Origin of the sequence: Microbacterium aurantiacum (assembly GCF_021654035.1) — a bacterium.
GTDB classification, from domain to species: Bacteria; Actinomycetota; Actinomycetes; order Actinomycetales; family Microbacteriaceae; genus Microbacterium; species Microbacterium aurantiacum.
In genome coordinates this window covers 1,016,708-1,040,559 of record NZ_JAJPDW010000001.1, presented here as the reverse complement: position 1 = coordinate 1,040,559, position 23,852 = coordinate 1,016,708, and the positions used below count along the sequence as shown (strand labels likewise).

At 70.3% G+C, this 23,852-nt stretch carries 25 protein-coding genes, 1 tRNA gene and 2 pseudogenes; 16 read left to right on the top strand and 12 right to left on the bottom strand.

What is annotated here, in order from left to right; translation table 11 throughout:
* The first annotated feature begins 45 nt into the window (after nucleotides 1–45).
* Nucleotides 46–1,158 carry a phosphoserine transaminase gene (serC, locus tag LTL01_RS05050; RefSeq protein WP_053547929.1) on the top strand — a complete coding sequence of 371 codons (1,113 nt, stop codon included), beginning with the start codon at nucleotides 46–48 and terminating at the stop codon, nucleotides 1,156–1,158.
* Nucleotides 1,159–1,197: 39 nt separating this feature from the next.
* Here the strand turns inward: serC and LTL01_RS05045 are convergent, their stop codons facing one another.
* Both LTL01_RS05045 and LTL01_RS05040 read right to left on the bottom strand, forming a co-directional pair.
* The gene (locus LTL01_RS05045) at nucleotides 1,198–1,821 is read right to left on the bottom strand and encodes a DUF3027 domain-containing protein (protein ID WP_053547928.1); all 624 of its coding nucleotides are present in this window, start codon (nucleotides 1,819–1,821) and stop codon (nucleotides 1,198–1,200) included.
* Nucleotides 1,805–2,188, bottom strand: a complete 384-nt coding sequence (locus LTL01_RS05040; RefSeq protein WP_053547927.1) for a cold-shock protein — start codon at nucleotides 2,186–2,188, stop codon at nucleotides 1,805–1,807. The genes LTL01_RS05045 and LTL01_RS05040 overlap by 17 nt, the downstream gene beginning before the upstream one ends.
* A 143-nt stretch (nucleotides 2,189–2,331) precedes the next feature.
* Here LTL01_RS05040 and LTL01_RS05035 point away from each other — a divergent pair, with 143 nt between their 5' ends.
* From LTL01_RS05035 to LTL01_RS04990, 10 genes and pseudogenes are all read left to right on the top strand, one after another.
* Entirely contained in the window at nucleotides 2,332–2,598 is a 267-nt protein-coding gene (locus tag LTL01_RS05035) for a hypothetical protein (RefSeq protein ID WP_053547926.1), read from the top strand.
* Nucleotides 2,599–4,332, top strand: a complete 1,734-nt coding sequence (locus LTL01_RS05030; RefSeq protein ID WP_236967628.1) for a helicase-associated domain-containing protein — start codon at nucleotides 2,599–2,601, stop codon at nucleotides 4,330–4,332.
* A 171-nt stretch (nucleotides 4,333–4,503) separates the two neighbouring features.
* Nucleotides 4,504–6,165: a DNA repair helicase XPB gene (locus LTL01_RS05025; protein WP_236967627.1), complete on the top strand. Its 1,662-nt coding sequence runs from the start codon at nucleotides 4,504–4,506 to the stop codon at nucleotides 6,163–6,165.
* Nucleotides 6,166–6,295: 130 nt separating this feature from the next.
* Complete coding sequence (locus LTL01_RS05020) at nucleotides 6,296–6,988, top strand: response regulator transcription factor (RefSeq protein ID WP_236967626.1); 693 nt, start codon at nucleotides 6,296–6,298, stop codon at nucleotides 6,986–6,988.
* 163 nt (nucleotides 6,989–7,151) lie between these two features.
* Nucleotides 7,152–8,768 (top strand): sensor histidine kinase, encoded by a 1,617-nt coding sequence (locus LTL01_RS05015; RefSeq protein ID WP_236967734.1) that lies wholly within the window; start codon nucleotides 7,152–7,154, stop codon nucleotides 8,766–8,768.
* A gap of 78 nt (nucleotides 8,769–8,846) precedes the next feature.
* Nucleotides 8,847–9,239, top strand: a pseudogene (locus tag LTL01_RS14920) (AMP-binding protein); the annotation flags it as partial.
* A gap of 244 nt (nucleotides 9,240–9,483) precedes the next feature.
* A pseudogene (locus LTL01_RS05005) lies at nucleotides 9,484–10,125 on the top strand (AMP-binding protein); the annotation flags it as partial.
* Nucleotides 10,123–10,578 (top strand): AMP-binding enzyme, encoded by a 456-nt coding sequence (locus LTL01_RS05000; protein WP_372461299.1) that lies wholly within the window; start codon nucleotides 10,123–10,125, stop codon nucleotides 10,576–10,578. The pseudogene LTL01_RS05005 and the gene LTL01_RS05000, both read left to right, overlap by 3 nt.
* Nucleotides 10,575–11,546 (top strand): bile acid:sodium symporter family protein, encoded by a 972-nt coding sequence (locus LTL01_RS04995; RefSeq protein WP_197272988.1) that lies wholly within the window; start codon nucleotides 10,575–10,577, stop codon nucleotides 11,544–11,546. Before LTL01_RS05000 ends, LTL01_RS04995 begins: the two co-directional genes overlap by 4 nt.
* A complete protein-coding gene (locus tag LTL01_RS04990; protein WP_236967624.1) occupies nucleotides 11,546–12,088 on the top strand; it encodes a DUF1697 domain-containing protein in 543 nt (180 codons plus the stop codon). The genes LTL01_RS04995 and LTL01_RS04990 overlap by 1 nt, the downstream gene beginning before the upstream one ends.
* Before the next feature lie 3 nt (nucleotides 12,089–12,091).
* Here LTL01_RS04990 and LTL01_RS04985 read toward each other — a convergent pair whose 3' ends face one another.
* A complete protein-coding gene (locus LTL01_RS04985; RefSeq protein WP_064319429.1) occupies nucleotides 12,092–12,760 on the bottom strand; it encodes a DUF2461 domain-containing protein in 669 nt (222 codons plus the stop codon).
* Between the two features lie 158 nt (nucleotides 12,761–12,918).
* Here LTL01_RS04985 and LTL01_RS04980 point away from each other — a divergent pair, with 158 nt between their 5' ends.
* Nucleotides 12,919–13,206, top strand: coding sequence for a WXG100 family type VII secretion target (locus LTL01_RS04980; RefSeq protein WP_053547920.1), 288 nt, complete (start codon nucleotides 12,919–12,921; stop codon nucleotides 13,204–13,206).
* Nucleotides 13,207–13,275: 69 nt separating this feature from the next.
* Here the strand turns inward: LTL01_RS04980 and groL are convergent, their stop codons facing one another.
* The 5 genes from groL to LTL01_RS04955 form a co-directional block, all read right to left on the bottom strand.
* Nucleotides 13,276–14,895, bottom strand: a complete 1,620-nt coding sequence (gene groL / locus LTL01_RS04975) for a chaperonin GroEL (protein WP_236967623.1) — start codon at nucleotides 14,893–14,895, stop codon at nucleotides 13,276–13,278.
* A 121-nt stretch (nucleotides 14,896–15,016) separates the two neighbouring features.
* The gene (locus LTL01_RS04970) at nucleotides 15,017–15,220 is read right to left on the bottom strand and encodes a cold-shock protein (protein ID WP_053547918.1); all 204 of its coding nucleotides are present in this window, start codon (nucleotides 15,218–15,220) and stop codon (nucleotides 15,017–15,019) included.
* A 128-nt stretch (nucleotides 15,221–15,348) separates the two neighbouring features.
* On the bottom strand, nucleotides 15,349–15,924 hold the full coding sequence (locus LTL01_RS04965; protein WP_236967622.1) for a LytR C-terminal domain-containing protein: 576 nt from the start codon (nucleotides 15,922–15,924) through the stop codon (nucleotides 15,349–15,351).
* Nucleotides 15,925–15,968: 44 nt separating this feature from the next.
* Nucleotides 15,969–16,214 (bottom strand): DUF3263 domain-containing protein, encoded by a 246-nt coding sequence (locus LTL01_RS04960; protein ID WP_053547916.1) that lies wholly within the window; start codon nucleotides 16,212–16,214, stop codon nucleotides 15,969–15,971.
* A gap of 9 nt (nucleotides 16,215–16,223) precedes the next feature.
* On the bottom strand, nucleotides 16,224–17,267 hold the full coding sequence (locus tag LTL01_RS04955; RefSeq protein ID WP_236967621.1) for a DUF2332 domain-containing protein: 1,044 nt from the start codon (nucleotides 17,265–17,267) through the stop codon (nucleotides 16,224–16,226).
* A gap of 114 nt (nucleotides 17,268–17,381) precedes the next feature.
* On the opposite strand from LTL01_RS04955, the gene msrB reads away from it, so the two are divergent.
* A complete protein-coding gene (msrB, locus tag LTL01_RS04950; protein ID WP_053547914.1) occupies nucleotides 17,382–17,789 on the top strand; it encodes a peptide-methionine (R)-S-oxide reductase MsrB in 408 nt (135 codons plus the stop codon).
* Nucleotides 17,786–18,328, top strand: coding sequence for a nitroreductase family protein (locus LTL01_RS04945; RefSeq protein ID WP_053547913.1), 543 nt, complete (start codon nucleotides 17,786–17,788; stop codon nucleotides 18,326–18,328). Before msrB ends, LTL01_RS04945 begins: the two co-directional genes overlap by 4 nt.
* A 3-nt stretch (nucleotides 18,329–18,331) precedes the next feature.
* Here LTL01_RS04945 and LTL01_RS04940 read toward each other — a convergent pair whose 3' ends face one another.
* From LTL01_RS04940 to LTL01_RS04930, 3 genes are all read right to left on the bottom strand, one after another.
* The gene (locus LTL01_RS04940) at nucleotides 18,332–19,288 is read right to left on the bottom strand and encodes a DMT family transporter (protein ID WP_053548010.1); all 957 of its coding nucleotides are present in this window, start codon (nucleotides 19,286–19,288) and stop codon (nucleotides 18,332–18,334) included.
* Nucleotides 19,289–19,302: 14 nt separating this feature from the next.
* Nucleotides 19,303–19,375, bottom strand: a tRNA-Thr gene (locus tag LTL01_RS04935).
* A 39-nt stretch (nucleotides 19,376–19,414) separates the two neighbouring features.
* The gene (locus LTL01_RS04930) at nucleotides 19,415–20,389 is read right to left on the bottom strand and encodes a DsbA family protein (RefSeq protein WP_053547912.1); all 975 of its coding nucleotides are present in this window, start codon (nucleotides 20,387–20,389) and stop codon (nucleotides 19,415–19,417) included.
* 251 nt (nucleotides 20,390–20,640) lie between these two features.
* On the opposite strand from LTL01_RS04930, the gene LTL01_RS04925 reads away from it, so the two are divergent.
* Together LTL01_RS04925 and LTL01_RS04920 are read left to right on the top strand one after the other, a co-directional pair.
* Complete coding sequence (locus tag LTL01_RS04925; RefSeq protein WP_053547911.1) at nucleotides 20,641–21,747, top strand: ABC transporter ATP-binding protein; 1,107 nt, start codon at nucleotides 20,641–20,643, stop codon at nucleotides 21,745–21,747.
* Nucleotides 21,748–21,827: 80 nt separating this feature from the next.
* Nucleotides 21,828–23,132, top strand: coding sequence for a DUF4032 domain-containing protein (locus LTL01_RS04920; RefSeq protein ID WP_053547910.1), 1,305 nt, complete (start codon nucleotides 21,828–21,830; stop codon nucleotides 23,130–23,132).
* Nucleotides 23,133–23,156: 24 nt separating this feature from the next.
* Here LTL01_RS04920 and LTL01_RS04915 read toward each other — a convergent pair whose 3' ends face one another.
* A complete protein-coding gene (locus tag LTL01_RS04915) occupies nucleotides 23,157–23,798 on the bottom strand; it encodes an NAD(P)-dependent oxidoreductase (RefSeq protein ID WP_236967620.1) in 642 nt (213 codons plus the stop codon).
* Nucleotides 23,799–23,852 lie beyond the last annotated feature (54 nt).

Here is a 23,852-nt window from a genome sequence, read left to right as displayed (position 1 = left end):
CCGTCCGAGCCGGTGAGGACAGCCTATCCACCCTAGAATCGACCCATGCCCCACGTCGTGCTCCCCCGTGAGATCCTGCCCACCGACGGCCGCTTCGGATGCGGTCCGGCCAAGGTGCGCGGCGCGCAGCTGGAGGCCCTCGTCGGCCCCGGCGCCGCCCTGCTCGGAACCTCGCACCGTCAGGCCCCCGTGAAGGACCTCGTCGGCCGCGTGCGCTCGGGGCTCCGCGAACTCTTCCGCGCCCCCGAGGGGTACGAGGTCATCCTCGGCAACGGCGGCTCGACCGCGTTCTGGGATGCCGCCGCCTTCGGCCTGATCGAGAAGCGCAGCCAGAACCTCGTCTTCGGCGAGTTCGGCGGCAAGTTCGCCGCCGCGGCGAAGACCCCGTGGCTCGAGGCGCCCGACGTCCGCAAGGCCGACGCGGGCACCCGCATTCTCCCCGAGGCCGTCGAGGGCGTCGACGTCTACGCGTGGCCGCACAACGAGACCTCCACCGGCGTCAGCGCCCCGGTGCAGCGCGTGCACGGCGACACCGGAGCGCTCACCGTGATCGACGCGACGAGCGCCGCGGGCGGCATCGACCTGTCGATGCACGAGGCGGACGTCTACTACTTCGCCCCCCAGAAGAACCTCGGCTCCGACGGCGGCCTGTGGATGGCGGTGGTCTCGCCCGCCGCCATCGAGCGGATCGAGCGGATCGCGGCATCCGGCCGTTACATCCCCGAGTTCCTGAGCCTGAAGAACGCCCTGGACAACTCGCGTCTGAACCAGACGCTGAACACCCCGGCGCTGACCACGCTGTTCCTCCTGGAGCAGCAGGTCTCGTGGATCCTCGACAACGGGGGCCTGCAATGGGCCGACGCGCGCACCCGCGAGTCGTCGTCGGCTCTCTACGAGTGGGCCGAGGCCTCGTCGGTCGCGACCCCCTTCGTGACGGATGCCGCGGACCGCTCGCCCGTGGTCGTCACCATCGACTTCGACCCGACCGTGGACGCCGCGGCGATCGCCTCGAGCCTCCGCCAGAACGGCATCGTCGACACCGAGCCGTACCGGAAGCTCGGTCGCAACCAGCTGCGCGTGGCGACGTTCGTCTCGATCGAGCCCGACGACGTCCGTCAGCTCATCCGCTGCATCGACTACACCATCGAGCGCCTCTGACCGGGCGGGGCTGAGCCCCGACCCGGCGGACGGGCGGGGTCAGTCCTCGTCGTCGTCCGAGTCGTCGTCCTCGTCGTCTGAATTCTCGTCGCCCGAGTCGTCCTCGTCCGACTCGTCGTCCTCATCCGAGTCGTCCTCGTCCGCGTCATCGTCGGCGAGTTCGTCGATGTCGACGCCGTCGACGTCCCCCGCGTGGAGGATCCGCGAACCGTCCTCGTCGAAATCGGCCGCATCGAGGTCGTCGACGTCGTCGAGGTCGTCGTCATCCTCGTCATCGTCCGACTCGTCGTCGTCCGACTCGTCGTCGCCGGCCTCGGCCGCGGCCTGCGCCGCCGCTTCCTGCGCGGCCTGGTACTCCGCCAGACGCTCGGCCCACGGCACCCACTCCGGCGCGAGGAGCGCGCCGTCGCCGGGGAGGAGCTCCACCTCGAGCACGGTGGGCTCGGCATCCTCGACCCGGGCGATGGTGACCGTCCAGAACCAACCGGGGTACCCGGCGAGGCGGTTCTCGAAGCGGAGCGAGACGACACCGTCCCCCTCGGCGCGGTACCCTGCGGCTTCGCCGATCGTCGACTCCGGCGTGATCTCGGCCAGCGCCGACAGCGCCAGCTCCCGGGCGTCCAGGAGCGACGGGTCGAACGGGATCTCAGGCGTCGAAGTCATCGGCGACCTTACGCAGCACCGCGGCGATCTTCTTGGCGTGGGCACCACTGGGGTAGCGGCCGCGACGGAGGTCACCGCCGATGCCGTCGAGCAGCTTCACGAGGTCTTCGACGATGACCGCCATGTCGTCCGCGGGCTTGCGCGATCGCTTCGACAGGCTGACCGGCGCCTCGAGCACGCGCACCGACAGTGCCTGCAGTCCGCGCTTGCCGTCGGCGACGCCGAACTCCAGGCGGGTGCCCTGCTTCGGTGACGGGGAGCCGGCGGGAAGGGCCGAGGCGTGCAGGAAGACGTCCTGGCCGTCATCGCTGGTGATGAAGCCGAACCCCTTCTCGTCGTCGTAGAACCTGACCTTGCCGGTGGGCATCGAGACCTCGCTGGATCGGTGTGCCCGATCGACGGGCACGAAGAGAACACGGTGAAAGCGGGGTCGGCAGACCCCACCCTTCAGCCTACGGCACCACCTGCCGCGCGACAGGACCGCGCGTCCACAGGAGTAGGGTGAAACCGATGAGCACACGCGCACCCGGGAACGATGTCCCGATCCGTCCGATCGACCGACTGCTGTCGTTCATGTCGCTGGGACTGCTGATCCTGTCGGTCGTGTGCTTCTTCGCGATCATGATCGGCTCGTCCTCCGGCGCCGACATGCAGTCCGGCGTCTGGCCGGCCGTCGCCTTCGTTCCGCTGTTCGGCTTGCCGATCGCCTTCCTCCTCCTTCTCGCCGTGCTCATCATGAGTTTCGTGCGGAGAGCCCGGGCCAACAAGGGCGACTGAGTGGCCTCCGACGAACGGGCCCTGGCAACGTGGCTGGCCGCCCGCAGTGACGACGATCTCGCCGTCATCTTCGCCGCACGCGGCGTCTCCCCCGCCGCCGGCTGGCGCGACTTCTTCGACGCCGCCGACGGGCTGCTCGATCCGATCTCGATCGATCGCGCGCTGACGAAGCTGCCGCGCGCCGCCCTCCAGGCCCTCGCCGATCCCGCAGGCGCCCCCGAGGCACCCGCCGTGTCCGACACGCTCGCCCTCCGCAGCGACACCGGCACCGTGTTCCCGACCGTCGCCGCCCGCGTGTCCGTCCTGGCAGAGGCGACGCCGGAGGCCTTCGCCCCGCTTCCGGATGCCGCCCCCGTCGCCGGCGTCGGCGAGGCCGAGGCCGCCGAACGCGCCTTCACCGCCGCCGGCGCCCTCGCCGAGATCCTCGTCACCGCGCGCCGCGCCCCGATCTCGCGCACGGGCGCAGGTCCCGTCAGCGCGCTGGATCGACGGAGACTGCTCGAGGCCGACATCGTCGATTCCGCCGAGGAGCTCGACGATCTGCTCGCCGCCGCCGAGCACGCCGATCTCGTCGCCACCGACGGGCGTGAGTTCACCATCACCGGCGCGGGAGAGCGCTGGCTCGAAGTCCCGACCCTCGCCCGCTGGACGACGGTCGTCGAGGGCTGGCGCGACCGGCTGCCCGCCGGGCTCGCCTCCGCGGGCGGCGACATCCTCCCTCCCGCGCACTGGGAGGGGGCCTACCCGCTCGATCGGGACTGGCCGGCGCGCGCCGAGCAGAGCCGCCGGATCGCCATCCGCTGGGGGCTCCTCTCCCTCGACGGCGGCATGCCGGAGTGGACCCCGACGATCCTCGCCGGCGGCGACATCCCCACCGACACGATCGCGCCGCACCTGCCGGCCGAGATCGACCGCCTCTATCTCCAGGCCGACCTCACCGCGATCGCCCCCGGTCCGCTGGCCCCCGCGCTCGACATGCGCCTGCGCCGGATCGCCATCCGCGAATCGCGCGCTCAGGCCTCGACCTACCGCTTCACCCCCGAGAGCATCGCCGCCGGTCTCACCGAGGGCGAGACCGCGGAGTCGATCCACGCCTTCCTCGCCGAGGTGTCGCTCACCGGCATCCCGCAGCCGCTGGCGTACCTGGTGCAGTCCACCGCCGATCGGCACGGACTCGTGCGCGTGTCGACGGATGCCGCCGGCCTCACCCGGGTCGAGAGCGTCGACCCCGCGCTCATCGACGCGATCGCGATCGATCAGGCCCTGCGCCCCCTCGGGCTCGTGGCCGACGGCGGCGCCCTGCGCTCCCGCGCCGAGCGGAGCGTGGTGTTCTGGGCACTGGCGGACGCACGGTACCCGGTCGTCGCGATCGACGCGCAGGGTTCCCCCGAGTCGCTCCACCGCCGCACCGCTCCCGTCCGCTCGGCGGTGTCCGTCGCACCGCACACCGCCTATGCGCCGCTCATCGCGACCCTGCGCGCCCGCCATTCCGACACGGGCGAAGGCGCGTGGCTCGAGCGCGAGCTCGACCAGGCCGTGCGTGCCAAGGCGACGCTGCTGGTCACCGTCCGCCTCCCCGACGCCAGCGAACGCACCTTCACGCTCGAAGCCTCCGGTCTCGGCGGGGGGCGCCTCCGCGGCCTCGACCGCGCCGCCGACATCGAGCGGACGCTCCCGATCTCCAGCATCGTCGCCGCCGTCCCCACCGACGCCGTGCCCTCCGGCCGCCGCTGACCGGCATCCGCCCGCTCGCCTCTTCGCACCGGAACAGGCGATCCGCTGGAAACAGGAGAATGCGGCGCGAAAGTGCCTGTTCTCGCCGGATCGCCTGTCCCCGAGCGGCCAGCCGCCCACGGCGCGGAGTCGCACCGCCGCACCGCCGCACCGCCGGTAGACTGGCACGTTATGGCTGACGGACCCCTCATCGTGCAGAGCGATCGCACCGTGCTGCTGGAAGTGGCACACCCCGACGCCGAAACGGCACGGCACGAATTGGCGATCTTCGCCGAACTCGAGCGCGCCCCCGAGCACATCCACACCTACCGCATCACGCGCCTGGGCCTGTGGAACGCCCGCGCGGCCGGTCACGAGGCCGACGACATGCTCGCCACCCTCGACCGGTTCTCGCGCTTCCCTGTCCCGCCGTCGGTGTCGATCGACATCCGCGAGACCGTCGGCCGGTACGGACGGCTCGTCATCGAGCGCACCCCCGTGGACGACGACGGCTCGGGCGGCGACCTCGTCCTCCGCTCGACGGATGCCGCGGTGCTCGCCGAAGTGTCGAAGAACAAGCGCATCCAGCCCCTGCTGATCGGCCGCCCGACCCCGGACTCGTTCCTCGTGGACGCGTGGGCGCGCGGGCAGATCAAGCAGGAGCTGCTGAAGATCGGCTGGCCCGCCGAAGACCTCGCCGGCTACACGCCCGGAACGCCGCACCCCATCGACCTCGCCGAGACCGGGTGGGAGCTGCGGCCGTACCAGCGGCACGCGGTGGACACCTTCCGCGAGGGCGGGTCGGGCGTCGTGGTCCTCCCCTGCGGTGCCGGGAAGACGCTCGTGGGCGCGGGGGCCATGGCCGAGACGAAGACGACGACCCTCATCCTCGTGACCAACACCGTCAGCGCCCGGCAGTGGCGCGACGAGCTCCTCAAGCGCACGAGCCTCACCCCCGAGGAGATCGGCGAGTACTCCGGGGCGTCGAAGGAGATCAAGCCGGTCACCATCGCGACCTACCAGATCCTCACGGCGAAGCGGAAGGGCGAGTACGCCCACCTCGCGCTCCTCGATGCGCTCGACTGGGGCCTCATCGTCTACGACGAGGTCCACCTCCTCCCCGCGCCGGTGTTCAAGCTCACCGCCGACCTCCAGGCGCGTCGGCGCCTCGGCCTCACCGCGACGCTCGTGCGCGAGGACGGCCGCGAGGGCGACGTGTTCAGCCTCATCGGCCCCAAGCGCTTCGACGCCCCGTGGAAGGAGATCGAGGCGCAGGGCTTCATCTCCCCCGCCGTCTGCTACGAGGTGCGCGTGGACCTCCCCGTTGACGACCGGCTCGAGTACGCCGCATCCGCCGACGAGGAGCGCTACCGCCTCGCCGCGACCGCACCGGCCAAGATCGACGTGGTGCGAAGCCTCGTCGACCGTCACGCCGGCGAGCGCATCCTCATCATCGGCCAGTACCTCGACCAGATCGACGTCCTCGCCGAGGCGCTGAACGCACCGAAGATCACCGGACAGACCCCCGTCGACGAACGCTCCGAGCTGTACCAGGCGTTCCGCGAGGGCGAGATCTCAGTGCTCGTGGTGAGCAAGGTCGCCAACTTCTCGATCGACCTCCCCGAGGCATCCGTCGCCATCCAGGTGTCGGGCTCGTTCGGGTCGCGCCAGGAGGAGGCCCAGCGGCTCGGGCGGCTCCTGCGCCCCAAGCAGTCCGGCCACACGGCGAGCTTCTACACGCTCATCGCCCGCGACACGGTCGATCAGGACTATGCGCAGAACCGCCAGCGTTTCCTCGCCGAGCAGGGCTACGCCTACACGATCATCGACGCCGAGACCCTCAGCGCGGCCTGACGGCGGCATCCGCGCGCACGGGACGGATGCCGCGGCGGACCTGAACGGATCATCGGTGTTCGCTATGCGCGAGGCGCCGTACCGGCCGATATCCAGACGCGGCGGCCAAAGCCTGACAATAATGGGCCGTATGACCGCACCGCGCATCCTCGTTGTGGACGACGAGCCGAACATCCGCGACCTGCTCATCCAGAGCCTCCGCTTCGCGGGGTACCAGGTCAGGGCCGTCAGCAACGGCGCCCAGACGATCTCGGCCGTGCTCGAGGAGGAACCCGACCTCATCGTGCTGGACGTCATGCTCCCCGACATGAACGGGTTCAGCGTGACCAAGCGCCTCCGCGGCGCCGGATACACGGCCCCGATCCTGTTCCTCACCGCCAAGGACGAGACCGAGGACAAGATCACCGGGCTCAACGCCGGCGGCGACGACTACGTCACCAAGCCGTTCAGCCTCGACGAGATCGTCGCGCGCATCCAGGCAATCCTCCGCCGCACGATGCAGGCCGACGAGGAGTCGGTCATCCGTGCGGGCGAGCTCACGATGGATCAGGACACCCACGACGTGCAGGTGGGCGACGTGAGCATCGACCTCAGCCCCACCGAGTTCAAGCTGCTGCGCTATCTCATGCTCAACCCCAACCGCGTGCTGAGCAAAGCGCAGATCCTCGACCACGTGTGGGAGTACGACTTCAACGGCGACGCCGGCATCGTGGAGAGCTACATCTCGTACCTGCGCCGGAAGATCGACCCGCACTCCTCGGAGCCGCTCATCCAGACCAAGCGCGGCTTCGGTTACATGCTGAAGGCCGGCAAGACGGCCTGACCCGCCGCCGCGCCCGCCGCCCGCACCACCGCGAAGGAACCTCCTGTCCAGCCACCCGGATGCCGTCACCCGCTGGTGGCGCGGCACGAGTCTGCGCGCGAAGGTCACCGGCGTCACGGTCGCCCTCCTCGTCGTGGGCCTCTTCGCCGCCGGGATCGGGACGATGGCCTTCCTCCGGGAGAGCCTCGTCACGAGCGTGAAGACCCAGCTGACGCAGCTGGCGGCCACCGACGTCACCAGCCCGCTGTTCCAGATCACGGTGGAGGACGGTGTCCCGACGTTCACGCGGCGCGCCGCGACCCCGGCGGCGACGACCTACTTCGTGGCGATCTACGACGCCGACGGCGTGCTGCAGTCCACCGCCGGCGGCGGAGGCCTCGTCGAGCCGGACTTCCCGAGCGAGTTCACCCTCGATGACACCTACCGGAACCTCTCCGAGCCGTTCACGCTGGAGAACACCGACGGCGGCCCCTCCTACCTCGCCGGAGTGGGTTTCATCGAGATCAGCGGTGTCCGCGACAGCTACACGCAGATGGTCGTGCAGCCCCTCGCGCCGACCAACGCGGTCGTGGCGAACTACCTCGCCATCTACAGCATCCTCGCCTTCCTCATCATCATCGGCGGGGCCGTGCTCACCCGGGCCCTCGTGACCCTCACGTTCCGCAGCCTCGGCCAGGTCGAGGCGACCGCCGACGCCATCGCGGCGGGCGACCTCAGCCTCCGCATGACCGACGTCGAACCGCGCACGACCGAGGTCGGACGCCTGAAGGCGGCCCTCAACGCGATGCTGAGCCGCGTGGACGGCGCTCTGGCCCAGCGCGACTCGACGGTGCAGCAGATGCGCCGGTTCATCGGCGACGCCAGCCATGAGCTGCGCACGCCGCTCGTGACCGTCCGCGGGTACGCCGAGCTGTACCGCATGGGCGCCATCCGCGGCGACGACGAGATCGCCCAGTCGATGGAGCGGATCGAGAAGGAGGCGATCCGCATGGGTCTCCTCGTCGAGGATCTCCTCGCCCTCGCGCGCCTGGACGAACGCCGCGACGTCGTCATCACCGACGTGGACCTCCGTCCCATCGCCCGCGATGCCGCGCTCGACGTCCGCGCCGCCGCCCCCTCGCGACCGATCGCGGTGCTGGACACCACGGTGGAGGCGCCGCCGACCGCGCCCATCACCCGGCCCGTGCTGGACGCCGAGACCGGCAAGCGCAGCGCCGAGACCCCGGCCCGCACGGGTGCCCTCGCGCGTCTGCGCCGCCGCCCGAAGTCCTCCGCCCCGGCATCCGTCTCCCCCGCGGAAGAGCTCACCCAGGCCCCGCCGGCCGGGATCGCCCCCATCGTCCGGGGCGACGAGAACAAGATCCGTCAGGTCGTGACGAACCTCCTCGGGAACGCCCGCCGCTTCACCCCCGAGACCTCCCCGATCGAGCTCCGCCTCGGCGTGGATGCCGAGCGGGATCTCGGCTGGATCGAGATCATCGACCACGGCGAGGGCGTCCCGGATCAGATCAAGGACAAGATCTTCCAGCGCTTCTGGCGCGCCGACACCTCCCGCACCCGCGAGACCGGCGGGAGCGGCCTGGGACTGTCCATCGTCGCGTCGATCGTGGAGGCGTTCCACGGCTCCGTCGACGTCCGCGACACGCCCGGGGGCGGAGCGACGTTCCGCGTCGGATTCCCCCTCTCGCAGACGCGGGATGCCGCCGAACAGCTCGACCGCGACACCCAGCCGATCGACCCGCTGCCGGAAACGACTCCTCCCCCGACCGAAGGCGTCTGACTAAGCTGATCCCCACACACCAGCGTCGGTGTGTGGTCGACGAACGTCGACCGTCGTCCTCCGCCCGAAGGATCAGAGATGACCTCACGACCCTGGCTCGAGCACTATCCGGAGGGCGTCGCGGCCGATCTCGGCGCCCTCGCATTCGACAGCATCCCGGCGATGATCCGACACGCCGCGTCCGAATACGCCACGACCACCGCGTTCACCCAGTGCATGCCCAACGGCATGAACGGCTCGCTCAGCTACGCCCAGGTCGACGCCCTCTCCGACGACTTCGCCGCGTACCTCCGCGAGGTGGTCGGCCTCGCCCAGGGCGACCGGGTCGCCGTGCAGATGCCGAACTGCCTCAGCTATCCGGTCGTCGCGTTCGGGGTTTTCAAGGCCGGGTGCGTCCTGGTGAACACCAACCCGCTCTACACGGCATCCGAGATGTCGAAGCAGTTCGCCGACGCGGGCGCGAAAGCCCTCGTCGTGATCGACATGTTCGCCGATCGCCTCCCCGAGGTCCTCCCGGCCACCGACATCACCACGGTCGTCACCGTGAAGATCGCGGAGTTCTTCCCCCCGATCATCGCGGGGGTCATCCGCATGGTGCAGAAGGTCTGGAACCGCTCGCTCCCGCCGATCACCGTCCCGCACAACGGGCCTCCAGACCGCCCTCGCCGAGGGCCGGAAGCGCAAGAGCGACGCCGCCGCGGCGGACTATCTCACCGGCGTCGGCCCCGATTCGCTCGCCGCGCTCCAGTACACCGGCGGGACGACGGGCGTCGCCAAGGGGGCGATGCTCTCGCACGGCAACCTCGTCGCCAACACCCTGCAGATGGTGACGATGTGCGGCACCCACATGCGCGCCGGCGTCGAGGTGGTCCTCACCGCCCTCCCGCTGTACCACGTGTTCGCCTTCACAGTGAATCTCCTCGGCTTCTACCACCTCGGCGCACGGAACATCCTGGTCCCCTCGCCGCGACCGCCCAGCAACCTCAAACGGGCGTTCGAGAACTACAAGATCACGTGGCTGACCGGCGTGAACACGCTCTTCAACGCCCTGCTCAACGAGCGCTGGTTCGTCGACAGCCCGCCCCGTCACCTGCGCGCCTCGGCCGCCGGAGGGATGGCCCTGCACGAGTCGGTGGCCGTCCGCTGGCGGGAGGCGACGGGCACCCCGATCGTCGAGGGCTACGGCCTCACCGAGTCCTCGCCCGTCCTGACGTTCAACCCGCTGGGCGGGCAGGGCAAAGACGGCTCGATCGGCATCCCGGTCCCCTCCACGGACGTCCGCTGCGTCGACGAGAACGGCGTCGAGACTGCCGTCGGCACACCCGGCGAGCTGCTCGCGCGAGGCCCGCAGATCATGCTCGGCTACTGGCGGAAACCCGACGAGACGGCCGCGACCCTCACCGACGGATGGCTCCGCACGGGCGACATCGCCCAGATGGACGACGAGGGCTACTTCACCATCGTCGACCGCAAGAAGGACATGATCCTCGTCAGCGGCTTCAACGTCTACCCGAACGAGATCGAGGAGTGCATCGCCGCGATGCCGGGTGTCACCGAGGTCGGTGTCGTCGGCATCCTCGACGACACCACCGGCGAAGCGGTCCGCGCTTACATCGTCGCCGAGAATCCCCCGCCGACGGATGCCGAGGTCATCGCGCACTGTCGGCAGGCGCTCGCGGGCTACAAAGTGCCGAAGTCGGTGCGTTTCGTCGACGAGCTCCCCAAGAGCCCCATCGGGAAGATCCTCCGCCGCGAGCTCCGCGACTCCGTCACCGCCACCATCCGCTCCCAGCCGGAGGACCGGTCGTGAACGCGCTGCTGATCCTGGCCTCCACGACGCCCCCCGCCGTGAACGAACAGGACGTCGTCACCCCGTTCGAGCAGGTGCTGCTGGTCGGCCTCGTCTTCGTGATCATGTTCGGTCTGGGCGCCGGTCTCACGCCGCGCGACTTCAAGCTCGCCCTCCGTCGCCCGTACGGACTGATCATCGGCCTCGTGACGCAGTTCGGCATCATGCCGCTGCTGTCGTACATCCTCGTGATCACGGTGCTCTTCCAGCTCCCCCGCGAGTACGCCGTGCCGGTGGCGATCGGCGCCCTCCTCATGGGGTGCGTGCCGGCGGGGACGACGTCGAACATCTTCACCTACTTCTCCAAGGGCAACCTCGCCCTGAGCGTGATCATGACGACGAACTCGACGCTGTGGGCGCTGGTCCTCACGCCCCTGATGCTCGCCCTCTACGGCTCGTTCATCTTCACCGAGAGCGCCGACCTCCAGATCCCGATCACGAACATCGTCGTGACACTCGCGACGCTTCTGATCCCGGTCGTGGCGGGCATGCTCGTGCGCCGGTTCAGCGCGAACATCGGCGCGGTGCTCGAACTCCTCGGCGGCTTCTTCGGGCTGTTCTTCATCGTGTTCCTCATGGCCACGTGGGTGCCGCGCAACTGGTCGCTCCTCACCGCCACGCCCTGGCAGACCTACGTCGTCGCGATCGGCCTGGGGCTCTTCGGCATCGCGATCGCCTACGGCCTCGCGCGCGCGATCCGCCTGCACCCCAGCAACGCCCGCACGATCGGCCTGGAGACCGGCATCCAGAACGGGCCGCTGGCCATCGCGATCGTGCTGCTGACATTCGCGAACAGCCCCGACATCGGCTTGATCCTCATCGTGCCGGCGCTGTACTCGCTGTTCATCGTGATCGTGTCGACGTTCGTCACCCTGTGGTTCCGTCGAGCGAACCTCGCCGAGGAGCAGAAGATCCCGAACCTCCTCTGATGGCCGGCGCGGTCGCGCTGCTGCGGGGCATCAACGTCGGCGGCAGGAACCTGATCCGGATGCCGGAACTGCAGTCCGCGTTTCGCGACGCGGGCTACGCGGACGTGCGCACGTACATCCAGAGCGGGAACGTGCTCTTCACCACGGATGCCGTCGCCGGCCCCGCGCTCGAAGCGGATGTCGAGCGGGTTCTGGAGGAGCGTTTCGGCACCGCGATCATGACCGTCGTCCGCTCCCGCGACGACCTCGCCGCCGTCATCGATGCCGCCCCGCCCGGGCACGGCGACCCGGACCTGCGGAGCGACGTGCTGTTCCTGAAGGAACCCGCAGCGACACCGGACCTCCTCGCGGCGCTCCCGGAGCTGGATCCGGACGTCGATCGCGTGGCGAGCGGACCCGGGGTGCTCTACTTCAGCCGCGTGGCAGCCCGCGCGGGGTCCTCGCGGCTGACGCGGATCATCGGGATGCCGATCTACAAACGCCTCACGATCCGGAACTGGAACACCACGACGCGGCTCCTGGCCCTCCTCGACGGCGACTGATCGTCAGCGCTGACCGGGGCGCTCGCGATCGGGACGGATCAGAAGGTCCCCGAGGTTCTCGGCGAGCCAGCCGTTCCACATCCCCACCCCTCGCCACGCGTCGCTGACGATGTCGAACACCTCCGGGGCCCACATCCAGTCCGCGAGCGGCTCGGTGCGGCCGACGGCGAGGTGCTTCAGCCGCAGCAGACCGATCCGGGGATGATCGATCGGATATCCCCGAGGAGCGGTGCGGAGGGCGTCCTCGCTCATCGGCACGAGGTCGTCCTCGGCGAGCGCCGAGAGAAGGCCCTCCACCTCCGGTCCGCGCCGGTCGTCGTCGACGAGCTCGCGGAACCGCGCGAGCGCCGCGGGCGGGACGTCGTACGCGCCGCCGCCCACGAGCATCCCCGTCGCCGAGAGCTGCAGGTAGAACGCGACCGGGGCGAGCGAGACCATGCCGATGTGGAGTTTGTACGGCGATTTGTCGGCGCTGAAGCGGACGTCGCGGTTCGGCCGGAAGATCTTCAGCTGCCCGAACTCCGGCTCGAGCTCGGCGGCGAGGGCTTCGAACGGACCGCGGACGACGGCGTCGTAGCGCGCTTTGTTCGCGATCCACCATTCGCGGGTGTTGTCTGCGGCGAGCTCCTCATAGAAGCGCGGGGCGTCGGGGTCCAGTCCGTCGAAGGCCATGCCGCCGATCGTATCCGCCGGCGCCGGGAGCGGACCCGCGCCCCTCCTCCCCAGATGACGGATGCCGCGGCCCTCTGCACAGACGCCGGGATGCGCCACCGGGGGCCGGGGCGTCGGACCTAGCCTGAGGGCTCTTCCCACGACAGAAGGAGAATTCCATGGCCGTCTTCGCCGTTGACAGCGACGCCGTCATCGCCCAGTCCGCCGCCGTGCGCGGAACGATCGAACGCCTCCAGGCGGAGTCGACCGCGATGATGGCGCAGCTCACGAACCTGCAGTCCACGTGGACCGGCTCCGCCGCCGTCGCCTTCCACGGCGCCGCCGAGCAGTGGCGGGTCACCCAGCGCCACGTCGAGGAGGCCCTCGCGGGCATCAGCGCGGCCCTCGGCGCCGCCGGTCGCCAGTACGCCGAGACCGAGATGGCGACGGCGGGACTCTTCCGCTGACACGCAGAAGCGCCCCTCCCGAAGGAGGGGCGCTTCTGTCTTACAGGAACTGCTATCCGATCCTCGGGATCAGAAATCCATCCCACCGGTCGGGTCGCCCGCGGGAGCGGCGACCTTCTCCGGCTTGTCGGCGACGACGGCCTCGGTGGTGAGGAACAGGCCGGCGATGGACGCGGCGTTCTGCAGCGCCGAGCGGGTGACCTTGGCCGGGTCGATGATGCCCTGTGCGAACAGGTCACCGTACTCGCCCGAGGCGGCGTTCAGGCCGTGGCCGGCGGGCAGGTCCGCGACCTTGTTGGCCACGACACCGGGCTCGAGACCGGCGTTCAGCGCGATCTGCTTGAGCGGGGCCTCGATCGCGACGCGCACGATGTTCGCACCGGTCGCCTCGTCACCGGTCAGCTCGAGGCTGTCCAGCGCCTTCTTGCCCGACTGGATGAGCGCGACGCCACCACCGGGGACGATACCCTCTTCGACGGCCGCCTTCGCGTTGCGGACGGCGTCCTCGATGCGGTGCTTGCGCTCCTTGAGCTCGACCTCGGTCGCCGCGCCGGCCTTGATGACGGCCACGCCACCGGCGAGCTTCGCGAGACGCTCCTGGAGCTTCTCGCGGTCGTAGTCGCTGTCGGTGTTGTCGATCTCACGACGGATCTGGGTGACCCGACCCTCGATCTGACCGGCGTCGCCGGCGCCCTCGACGATGGTGGTCTCGTCCTTGGTGATGATGACCTTGCGGGCACGACCGAGGAGGTCCAGCGTCGCGTTCTCGAGCTTGAGGCCTACCTCTTCGGTGATGACCTGGCCGCCGGTGAGGATCGCGATGTCCTGCAGCTGCGCCTTGCGACGGTCGCCGAAGCCGGGGGCCTTGACGGCTGCCGACTTGAAGATGCCGCGGATCTTGTTGAGCACCAGGGTCGCCAGCGCCTCACCCTCGACGTCCTCGGCGATGATCAGGAGCTCCTTGCCGTCCTGGATCACCTTGTCGACGATGGGCAGAAGGTCCTTGATGTTCGAGATCTTCTGGTTGGCGATCAGGATGTAGGGGTCCTCGAAGACCGCTTCCTGACGCTCGGGGTCGGTGACGAAGTAGGGGTTCAGGTAGCCCTTGTCGAAGCGCATACCCTCGGTGAGCTCCAGCTCGGTGCCGAAGGTGTTGGACTCCTCGACGGTGACCACACCCTCCTTGCCGACCTTGTCGATCGCCTCGGCGATGAGCTGGCCGATCTCGGGGTCTGCGGCGGAGATCGACGCGGTCGCGGCGATCTGCTCCTTCGACTCGACCTCCTTGGCGCCGTCGAGAAGCTCGGCCGTGATGGCCGCAACGGCCTTCTCGATGCCGCGCTTGAGGCTGATGGGGTCGGCACCGGCCGCGACGTTGCGCAGGCCCTCGCGCACGAGCGCCTGAGCGAGGACGGTCGCGGTGGTGGTTCCGTCACCGGCGACGTCGTCGGTCTTCTTGGCGACCTCCTTGACGAGCTCCGCGCCGATCTTCTCGTACGGGTCGTCCAGCTCGATCTCCTTGGCGATCGAGACGCCGTCGTTCGTGATCGTGGGGGCGCCCCACTTCTTCTCGAGAACGACGTTGCGGCCGCGGGGGCCCAGGGTGACCTTGACCGCGTCGGCCAGGATGTTCAGGCCGCGCTCGAGGCCACGACGGGCCTCCTCATCGAAAGCGATGATCTTTGCCATGTGGGTTTCGTCCTCCCAGGACGGTGGCTTACGGATTTAGCACTCAACGAAGCGGAGTGCTAAATCATTCTGGCACTCGACCCCCACGAGTGCAAGCCACCGACCCGAGCGACGGGCCCGGTCAGGCGACGACGCGCACGGACTCCGCCTGCGGACCCTTCTGGCCGGAACCAACCGTGAACTCGACGGTCTGGCCCTCCTCCAGGACGCGGAAGCCGGTCATGTCGATGTTGGAGTAGTGGACGAAGACGTCCTGTCCGTCCGTGACCGTGATGAAGCCGAAGCCCTTCTCGGCGTTGAACCATTTTACGGTGCCCTGGGTCATGCTGTTCTCTCCTGCTGCTGGTGGGACAGCGTCATCGTATGCACGCCGAGGGGCGCGAAACGGGGCCGGAGGGCACTTATTGACACGGGGGAACCGAAGTGTTTACCGGGCCGAAACACCGGGAACGCTCAGGGGGCGTCGGGAGCCGGTTCCCCGCCACCGGTGCGGTCCACGCCCAGGACGATCGTGAGCTGCGAACGCTCCGGATCCGCCGACGGATACGCGTCGCTCTGCTCGGTGCGCGCGCCGCCGATGACGTCGGCCAGACCCGCCGCCGCCGCCTCGTCCTCGGGTGCCACGTAGTAGACGGTGGTCTCGGGGAAGTCGGTCGACCCGGCCTCGCTCGCGAGCACGTCGTCCGCCGCCCATCCGGCCGCGACGACGGCATCCTTCGTCTGCGTCGCCAGGCCCGCGGCATCCGTGGCGTTGAGGATCAGCACCTGGTAGGCCGTGTCGACGACGGGCTCCACCGCGGGGGCGGTCGCGGTCGGCACCGGTTCCGCCTCGGCGGGGAACAGCTCGATGCGACCGGAGAGCAGGAGACTCCCGAAGATGCCGAGGACGATCAGGATGATCGTCGCGACCGCCGACCAGAGCAGAACGGCGCCGGCGCGCATGCGCGGGTTCTCAGCGCGGTGCGCGCCGACGCGCCCAGAGGAGGGGACGTCGTCGAAGCGATCCTTCGGGTATCGGTTCTTCGGCACCAGACGATGCTACCGGCCCGGGTCCGTGAGGCCCGAAGCGCCGGTCAGCCGAGACGGACCCGAGCCGCGCGGTCGCGCAGCCGCTCCTCGCGGAGCCGCCGCAGGCGCTTGACGAGCATCGGGTCGTACGCCTGCGCCTCCGCCGTGTCGATGAGGCGCCCGAGGAGCTGGTAGTACCGCGCCGGCGTCAGGGCGAGCTCCGCGCGGATCGCCTCCTCCTTGGCTCCGCCGTGCCGCTGCCACTGCGACTCGAAATCGAGCAGGGCGCGGTCGGTGTCGGTGAGGGGCACCCCCTCACGCTAACCCCGGGGCGCTCCGGAACCGCGGTGCCACACCACGCGTGCGCCGAGCGGATCGACCGTCGCGAGCGGTTCCGCGTCGAGGGCGAGGACGAATCCCTCCGCCTCGGCCGACACCGGCCCTCGCCACGCACCGTGGAGCTCGCGCGGATCGATCGTGATCCAGCGCAGCGGCCGCCCGGCGATCTCGCCGCGCGAGAGGGTCTCGACGATGCGCTCCCGTCCGGCGCGCGGCACGTGCGGGAGGACGCCCGGAGTGGTCACCACGAGCGTCAGCTCCTCGGGCACCAGGGATACCGCGCGGGCGAGGACCGCCGGATCCGACGCGTCGCCGCGCAGCAGGGTCAGAGGGTCGTCGCGGGCGATGTCCAGTGCCGCACGGATGCGGGCGGCCCGCCCCTCCTCCCCCGGCCACACGAGCGTCTCGAGGAAGCGGCGATCCTCCGGATCGGCCGCATCGCGCGGGGCGAGGTCGATGCCGCCGCGCCAGCCGACGCGCGGCATCCGGAGCCGGAGATCTCCTTCCAGCTCCGAGCGCAGGACGACGCGCGAGGCGCCCCCGACGGGATCGACGGCGATCGTCTCACCGTCCCGGTCGTACCGATAGGAGTAGCGGTCGGGGTACAGGCAGAGACCCGCACTCGCGCCGAGCTCGAGGAGCGCCACGGGGCCGTCGATGAGCGCCAGGGCGGGGAGGAGCGCCGCGCACCGGAGGGGCTCGTTGGTCTGCAGGCTCCTGCGGCCGGTCTCCTCGACGAGCGCCTCCGCGTGGGCTCGGACCCACCCCGCCCACTCGGCGAAGCCCGCGAGCGGAGCACCGAGAAGCCGGGAGACCGCGAACACCAGGGGCGGCTGCCGACGGACGGCGGGGATGCGGGCCAGGATGCCGGCGATGCCCGGGTCCTCGGCCACCCCCGACGCCCACGCGGCGTACAGCGCCGACCGCGCGGGTGCCTCCTCGCGGGCGAACCGCGCGTACCGCTCCTGTACCGCCGCGACCTCGACGCTCTCCGCGGGCGCAGCGTCGACGGGCTCGGCATCCATGCGCCCATTCTCCCGGCGGACGTCCAGTCACACGGGAACACGCGCCCCCGGGGCACGGTTGAATAGGAACGATCGCGGCCGCGCCCTGCGCCGCGAAGGAGGCACGGAGGATCCATGAGCTACGCCGTAGACAAGAACGACGACCAGTGGCGCGCCGAACTGACCCCCGAGCAGTACGCCGTGCTGCGCGAAGCGGGCACCGAGCGCCCGTGGACCGGAGAGCTTCTCGATGAGAGCCGCGCCGGGCTCTACACCTGTGCGGCGTGCAACGCCGAGCTGTTCAAGAGCGGCACCAAGTTCGACTCCCACTGCGGATGGCCGAGCTTCTACGAGTCGATCCGCCCCGAGGCGGTCGAGCTGATCGAGGACAACAGCCACGGGATGGTGCGCACCGAGGTCCGCTGCGCCGCGTGCGGATCGCACCTCGGCCACGTCTTCCCCGACGGGTTCGGGACGCCGACCGGTGACCGCTACTGCATGAACTCGATCTCGCTGAACTTCACGCCCGAACCCTCCGCATGACCGGAGTCCGCGAGGCGGCGCTCGCGCGGCGCTCCTGCTCCAAGGTCACCGACGCCGCTCCCGACTCCGCGGAGCTGCTCGACCTCGTCACCGCCGCGGGACGGGTCGCCGATCACTCGTCCCTCCGCCCGTGGCGGCTCATCGAGATGCGCGGCGAGGATCGGGCGATCCTGGGGCGCGCGCTGAACAAGGCCGACGGGAAGAAGGGCGTCTCGTCCAAGGCGATGCGCGCCCCGGTCGTGATCGCCGTCGTCGCCGCCTACCGCAAGAGCAAGGTGCCGCGGTGGGAGCAGGAGGCCGTCGCGTCCGGCGTCGCCCACCTGCTGAGCCTGCTGCTGGACGACGCCGGATGGGGCGTCTTCTGGCGCACCGGCGAGCACACCCGGTCGAAGAAGGTGGCCAAGGCCCATGGGCTGCGCAAGAACGAGGTGCTCCTCGGCTGGCTGTACGTGGGCGGGAAGCCCGAGAAGGCACGGTCGTCCCACCGGAAGACCATCGACCCCACGGCCTTCGTCGGTCGGATGCCGGGCGCCCGCTGATCGTCAGCGCCGACGTCGACGCCGCGGTCGCGCCGTCGCCACCGCCACCGAGGCGAGCGCGAGCGCGATCATGAAGGCCCCTTCGGCTGTTCCCGGGGTTCCCGGCGCCGGCCACACCAGGTCGATCAGCAGCGACGACACGAGCTGGCCGACCACGACGCCGAGGCCCAGCAGCAGGACCCCCGTCCTCTGGACGATCGCCGCCGACAGGAAGATGTAGGCGACCCCGAGCGCGCCACCGACGTAGACCCACACCTCCGTCGGCGCCGGTGCGGGCGGGCCGCTGAGGGCGACGTGGACGCCGGCGACGACGAGGAGCAGCAGGGTGCCCCCGGCGAAGTTCACCAGCGTCGCCACCAGCGCCGAGTCGATCCGCTGGCGCAGCCGGCCGTTCGTCGCCTGTTGCCACGCGATCCCCGCGCCGACGAAGAACGGCAGCACCGGCATCCACCAGGGGATGCCGCGCAGCGCCGGCCCGGTCAGCGCCAGCGCCACCGCGCCCACCGCGAGCGCGCCGCCGATCAGGCGCGGCACCGTCACGGCCATCACCCCGCCCGGCGCGTAGCCGACGCGGTCGAGGACGAGACCGGCGACCGTCCCTCCGGCCACCGAACCGACCGTGTACAGGGCCACCCCGATGATGCCGACCGTGAGCCCCTGGGTCGCGACCGAGAAGGCGCCGGCCGCACCGCCGGCGAACATCCACCACGGGACCGCGTGCGCCCGCACCGCGGCGCCGAGGCGGCGGAGTCCCGCACGGCCGGCGGGAAGCAGCAGGCACACCGCGACGACGAGGACGAGTCCGGAGGAGAACGACACTGCGGCGGCGACGAATCCGTCCTCGAACCGGACGCCGAGCTGTCCGTTGACCCGCGCCTGCAGGGCGGTGAGAACGCCCACGAGCACGGCGCCGCCGAGGGCGAGGGCGCCGGCGAACCGTGACACAGCCGGGTCCGGCATCCGTGCGGTCATCGAGCCGACGACGGGACTTGAACCCGTAACCGCCCGATTACAAGTCGGGTGCGCTACCAATTGCGCCACGTCGGCAGAACGCCCAGTGTACCGGCGCCCGCGGAGCGGTCCGCGTCAGGACGTCGGCGTGCTCGTCGGCGTCGGGGTGGGGCTCGGCGTCGCCGCCTCGCGGTAGTAGGTGTCGCTCGCGACCGTGAGAACGAACTGCGAGAACTCCTTCGGGTCGGTGAGGGCGCCGACGTAGGGCGTGCCGTTGACGAGGATCGTGGGGGTTCCGGTCAGCGCGACGCCGTCGGTGTCGGGCAGGCCCTTCAGCGCGCGCTCGGTGGCGGAGTTCGCCCACGAGACGAACGCCTGCTCCTCGATGCACTCGCGGACCACCGCGGGGCTCTCGACCCCGGATGCCTGGGCGATGTCGGCGATCTCGGTGTCGGTGTAGCCGTCCTCGTCGACGTTCGGCTGATCGCTCAGCAACGCGTGGTTGAAGGCGAAGAGGGCGTCGGGCGAGTGGGTCGCGACGCACGCGGCCGCACCGGCCGCGCGCAGGGAGTACTTGGTGCCGTTGGACTTCGCCGTGAGCATGGCGACCGGGTAGTAGGTGAGCTCGGCCGCACCCTCGTCCACCCACTGCGACAGCTGCTGGACGTTGGCGAGCTGGAACTCGCGCGATCCGGTGGAGAGGTAGTCGACGTACATGCGGATGTCGACGGCCGGACGCGCCGTGGGCTCCGGCGTCGGCTCGGCGGTCTCCTCCGCCTCCGGGGTCGGAGATGCGGTCGCCTCACCGGCGAGGGCGTCGGCGACTCCGGCATCCTCGGCCACCATGCTCACTCCGGCGACGGCCGAGACCGTGAAGCCGTCTCCCGAGACGTTCTCCGGGCTGAGGAGCGGCTTGGATGCCGACGAGGACACCGCGTACGTCACACCGACCGCGCCGGCGGCCACGACCGCGACGACCACCGACGCCAGAGCCACCGAACGCGCGATGCGCGCACGGGATTGGCGGACCCGCACCTGCTGGGCCTTCTCGCGCACCGCATCTCGGCGGTCGCGGGGCGCAGGAGCGTTCGGGGTTTCGTCGCTCGACATGGAACCTCTCGCAAGACGTGTGGCCGGGCATCCGGCAGGCGGCGAACGGGGGCGTTTCGCGGCCGAGGAAGATGCTAACGATCCAGTCTGGGAAATGACCAGACACCCCATCCACGTCCGCCGTACCGCCCCCGGAGCCGTCCGTGGCATACTGAGCGAAGCGTCCGACGAAGGGCGCGCGGGCCACACCCCGCTCATTCCATCACTACGGATCGTCCGGCACGTACCTGCCGGTGAAGGAGAAGAGAACAATGGCGTCCGTCACATTCGACAACGCAACCCGTCTGTACCCCGGCGGCACCCGCGCCGCCGTCGACAAGCTCAACCTCGAAGTGGGCGACGGCGAGTTCCTCGTCCTGGTCGGCCCCTCCGGTTGCGGCAAGTCCACGTCGCTGCGCATGCTCGCCGGCCTCGAGGAGGTCAACTCGGGCCGCATCCTCATCGGCGACCGCGACGTCACCGACGTGCCCCCGAAGGACCGCGACATCGCGATGGTCTTCCAGAACTACGCGCTGTACCCGCACATGACCGTGGCCGAGAACATGGGCTTCGCCCTCAAGATCGCCGGTGTCGGCAAGGAGGAGCGCGCCTCCCGCGTCCTCGAGGCCGCCAAGCTCCTCGACCTCGAGCAGTACCTCACCCGCAAGCCGAAGGCCCTCTCGGGTGGTCAGCGCCAGCGCGTGGCGATGGGTCGCGCGATCGTGCGTCAGCCCCAGGTCTTCCTCATGGACGAGCCGCTGTCGAACCTCGACGCCAAGCTCCGCGTCCAGACGCGTACGCAGATCGCCTCGCTCCAGCGCCGCCTGGGCGTCACCACCGTCTACGTCACGCACGACCAGACCGAGGCCCTCACCATGGGTGACCGCATCGCGGTCCTCAAGGACGGCATCCTGCAGCAGGTCGGCAGCCCGCGCGACCTGTACGAGCGCCCGAACAACGTCTTCGTCGCCGGCTTCATCGGCTCGCCCGCGATGAACCTGTTCCCGTCGAGCCTCGCCGACGGTGGCGTCATGTTCGGCTCGGAGGTCGTGCCGCTCGACCGCGACACCGTGGGCCGTGCCCACGGCAGCGAGGTCACCGTCGGTGTCCGCCCCGAGGACATCGTCGTCGGCCCCGCCGACGGCAAGGGCCTCTCGGTCACCGTCGACCTCGTCGAGGAGCTCGGCGCGGACGGCTACCTCTACGGCCACACCGACATCAACGGCAAGCGCACCGACATCGTCGCGCGCGTCGACGGCCGTCGCCACCCGAACGCCGGCGACACGGTCACCCTCGCGGCGACCGCCGGTCACGTCCACGCGTTCGACATGGAGACCGGCGAGCGCCTCAACGACGCTCCGGTGATCTCGGGCAACTAACATCGTCACTGCGGCGCGGAGGGTCTTACCGGCCCTCTGCGCCGCAGCCGTTTCCGCCCGCCTCGCCATCCGGGAGTCCGATGTCCGACGCACTGCGCATCACCGCGAGCTCCGTGGATCCGGGTCTGCTCGCCCTCCCCTGGTCGACGCCGCTCGCGGACTGGCCCTCGCATCACATCGTCTTCCTCCCCAAGGGTCTCTCCCGTCACCTGGTGCGCTTCGCCAATCTCTCCGGTCGCGTCGTGGCGATCAAGGAGACGACCGAGGAGATGGCCCGCCGCGAGTACGACATGCTCGGCAATCTCTCCCGACTCGACGCTCCGTGCGTGGAACGCGTCGCCGTGATCGCCGGGCGGACGGATGCCGACGGCACGCCGCTCCCGGCGGCGCTGGTGACGGCGCACCTGAAGTTCTCGCTCCCCTACCGCGCCCTGTTCACCCAGATCCTGCGCCCCGACACCGCCACGCGCCTCGTCGACGCCCTCGCCGTCCTCCTCGTCCGCCTGCACAACGTCGGGTTCTTCTGGGGTGACGTGTCCCTGTCGAACACCCTCTTCCGCCGCGACGCGGGCGCCTTCGCGGCCTACCTCGTCGACGCCGAGACCGGCGAACTCCACGAGACCGGCCTGACCGACGGCCAACGTGCGCACGACCTCGACGTCGCGCGCACGAACATCGCCGGCGAGATCATGGACCTCGAGGCGGGTGGGCGGCTCGAGGGCGGCGTCGACGCCGTGGCGATCGCCGACGGCATCATGTCGTCGTACCACTCGCTGTGGGCCGCCCTCACCGACACCGAGACCTTCGGCTCGGACGAGGCGTGGCGCCTCACCGAGCGCGTCCAGAAGCTCAACTCCATCGGCTTCGACATCGGTGAGATGTCGATCACGACGACCCCCGACGGCACACGCGTGTCGATCCAGCCCAAGGTCGTCGACGCCGGACACCACCAACGACGCCTCCTGCGCCTGACCGGCCTCGACGTCGAGGAGAACCAGGCACGGCGCCTGCTGAACGACCTGGACGAGTTCCGCGCGCGCATCTCCCGCCTCGGAGCCGACGAGGAGATGGCCGCGCACGAGTGGCTGACCCGCGTCTTCGAGCCGGTGGTGCTGGCGATCCCGTTCGATCTGCGCGCGAAGCTGGAGCCCGCCGAGGTCTTCCACCAGGTGCTCGAGCACCGCTGGTACATGTCGCAGACCCGTGGGCGCTCCGTCCCCCTCGCCGAAGTGCTGACGAGCTACATCGACGACGTGCTGCGCCACCGGCGCGATGAGGCGACCCTCATGGGGCCCTCGACCGAGACGATGTCGCTCCCCGTCGTCACCTCCGCCGTCCCGGTGGTCGACGAGGACGACGACATCGACTGGCGCGACCTCGTCTGACCTCCGGGCCTGCGCCCGCGCGGGTCAGTACCCGACCGTGAACCGCTCGCGGGAGTGGCGCGGGTTCTCGATCTCGTCGATCACGGCCACGGCGAGGTCGGCGCCGGAGATGAACGACTCACCATCGGCATCCGTCACCAGGACGTCGCCGCCGTCGCGGTAGCTCCCGGTGCGCTCGCCGGGGTTCCAGGCGCCGAATCCGCCCGCGGGGTGGACGTAGAACCAGTCGTGGCCGCGGTCGTCCGCCTGCAGGTCCTCGAGGATGCCGATGGCCTCGAGAGCCTCGGGCTTGTACTCCTCGGTGAAGGACGGCTGATCGATGAGGCGCGCGCCGCCGGGGGCGATGAGGCTGCCGCCCGCGCCGCCGATCACGCCGATCCGGACGGTGCCGGGGAGACGGTCGACCAGGGCGGCGATGTTCTGCCGGACGTTGCCGAGCATGTCGCCGCGCGCAGCGACGGTCGACACCACGACGTCGACACCCTCCAGCTCCGTCACGAGGCCCGGCACGTCGAGGATGGTGCCCTCGACGTACGTGGCCCCCTCGATGCGCTCGGCGGGGACGGAGCGTGCCACGGAGGCGACGGTGTGTCCGCGCGAGACGGCTTCGGCCACGATGTGGCTCCCGGCGTATCCGGTGCCACCGATGACGGCGATGCGTGCCATGGGAGAGGTCCTTTCCTCGAGGATCGTCAGAGGGATCGCGTCGTGAAACCGCCG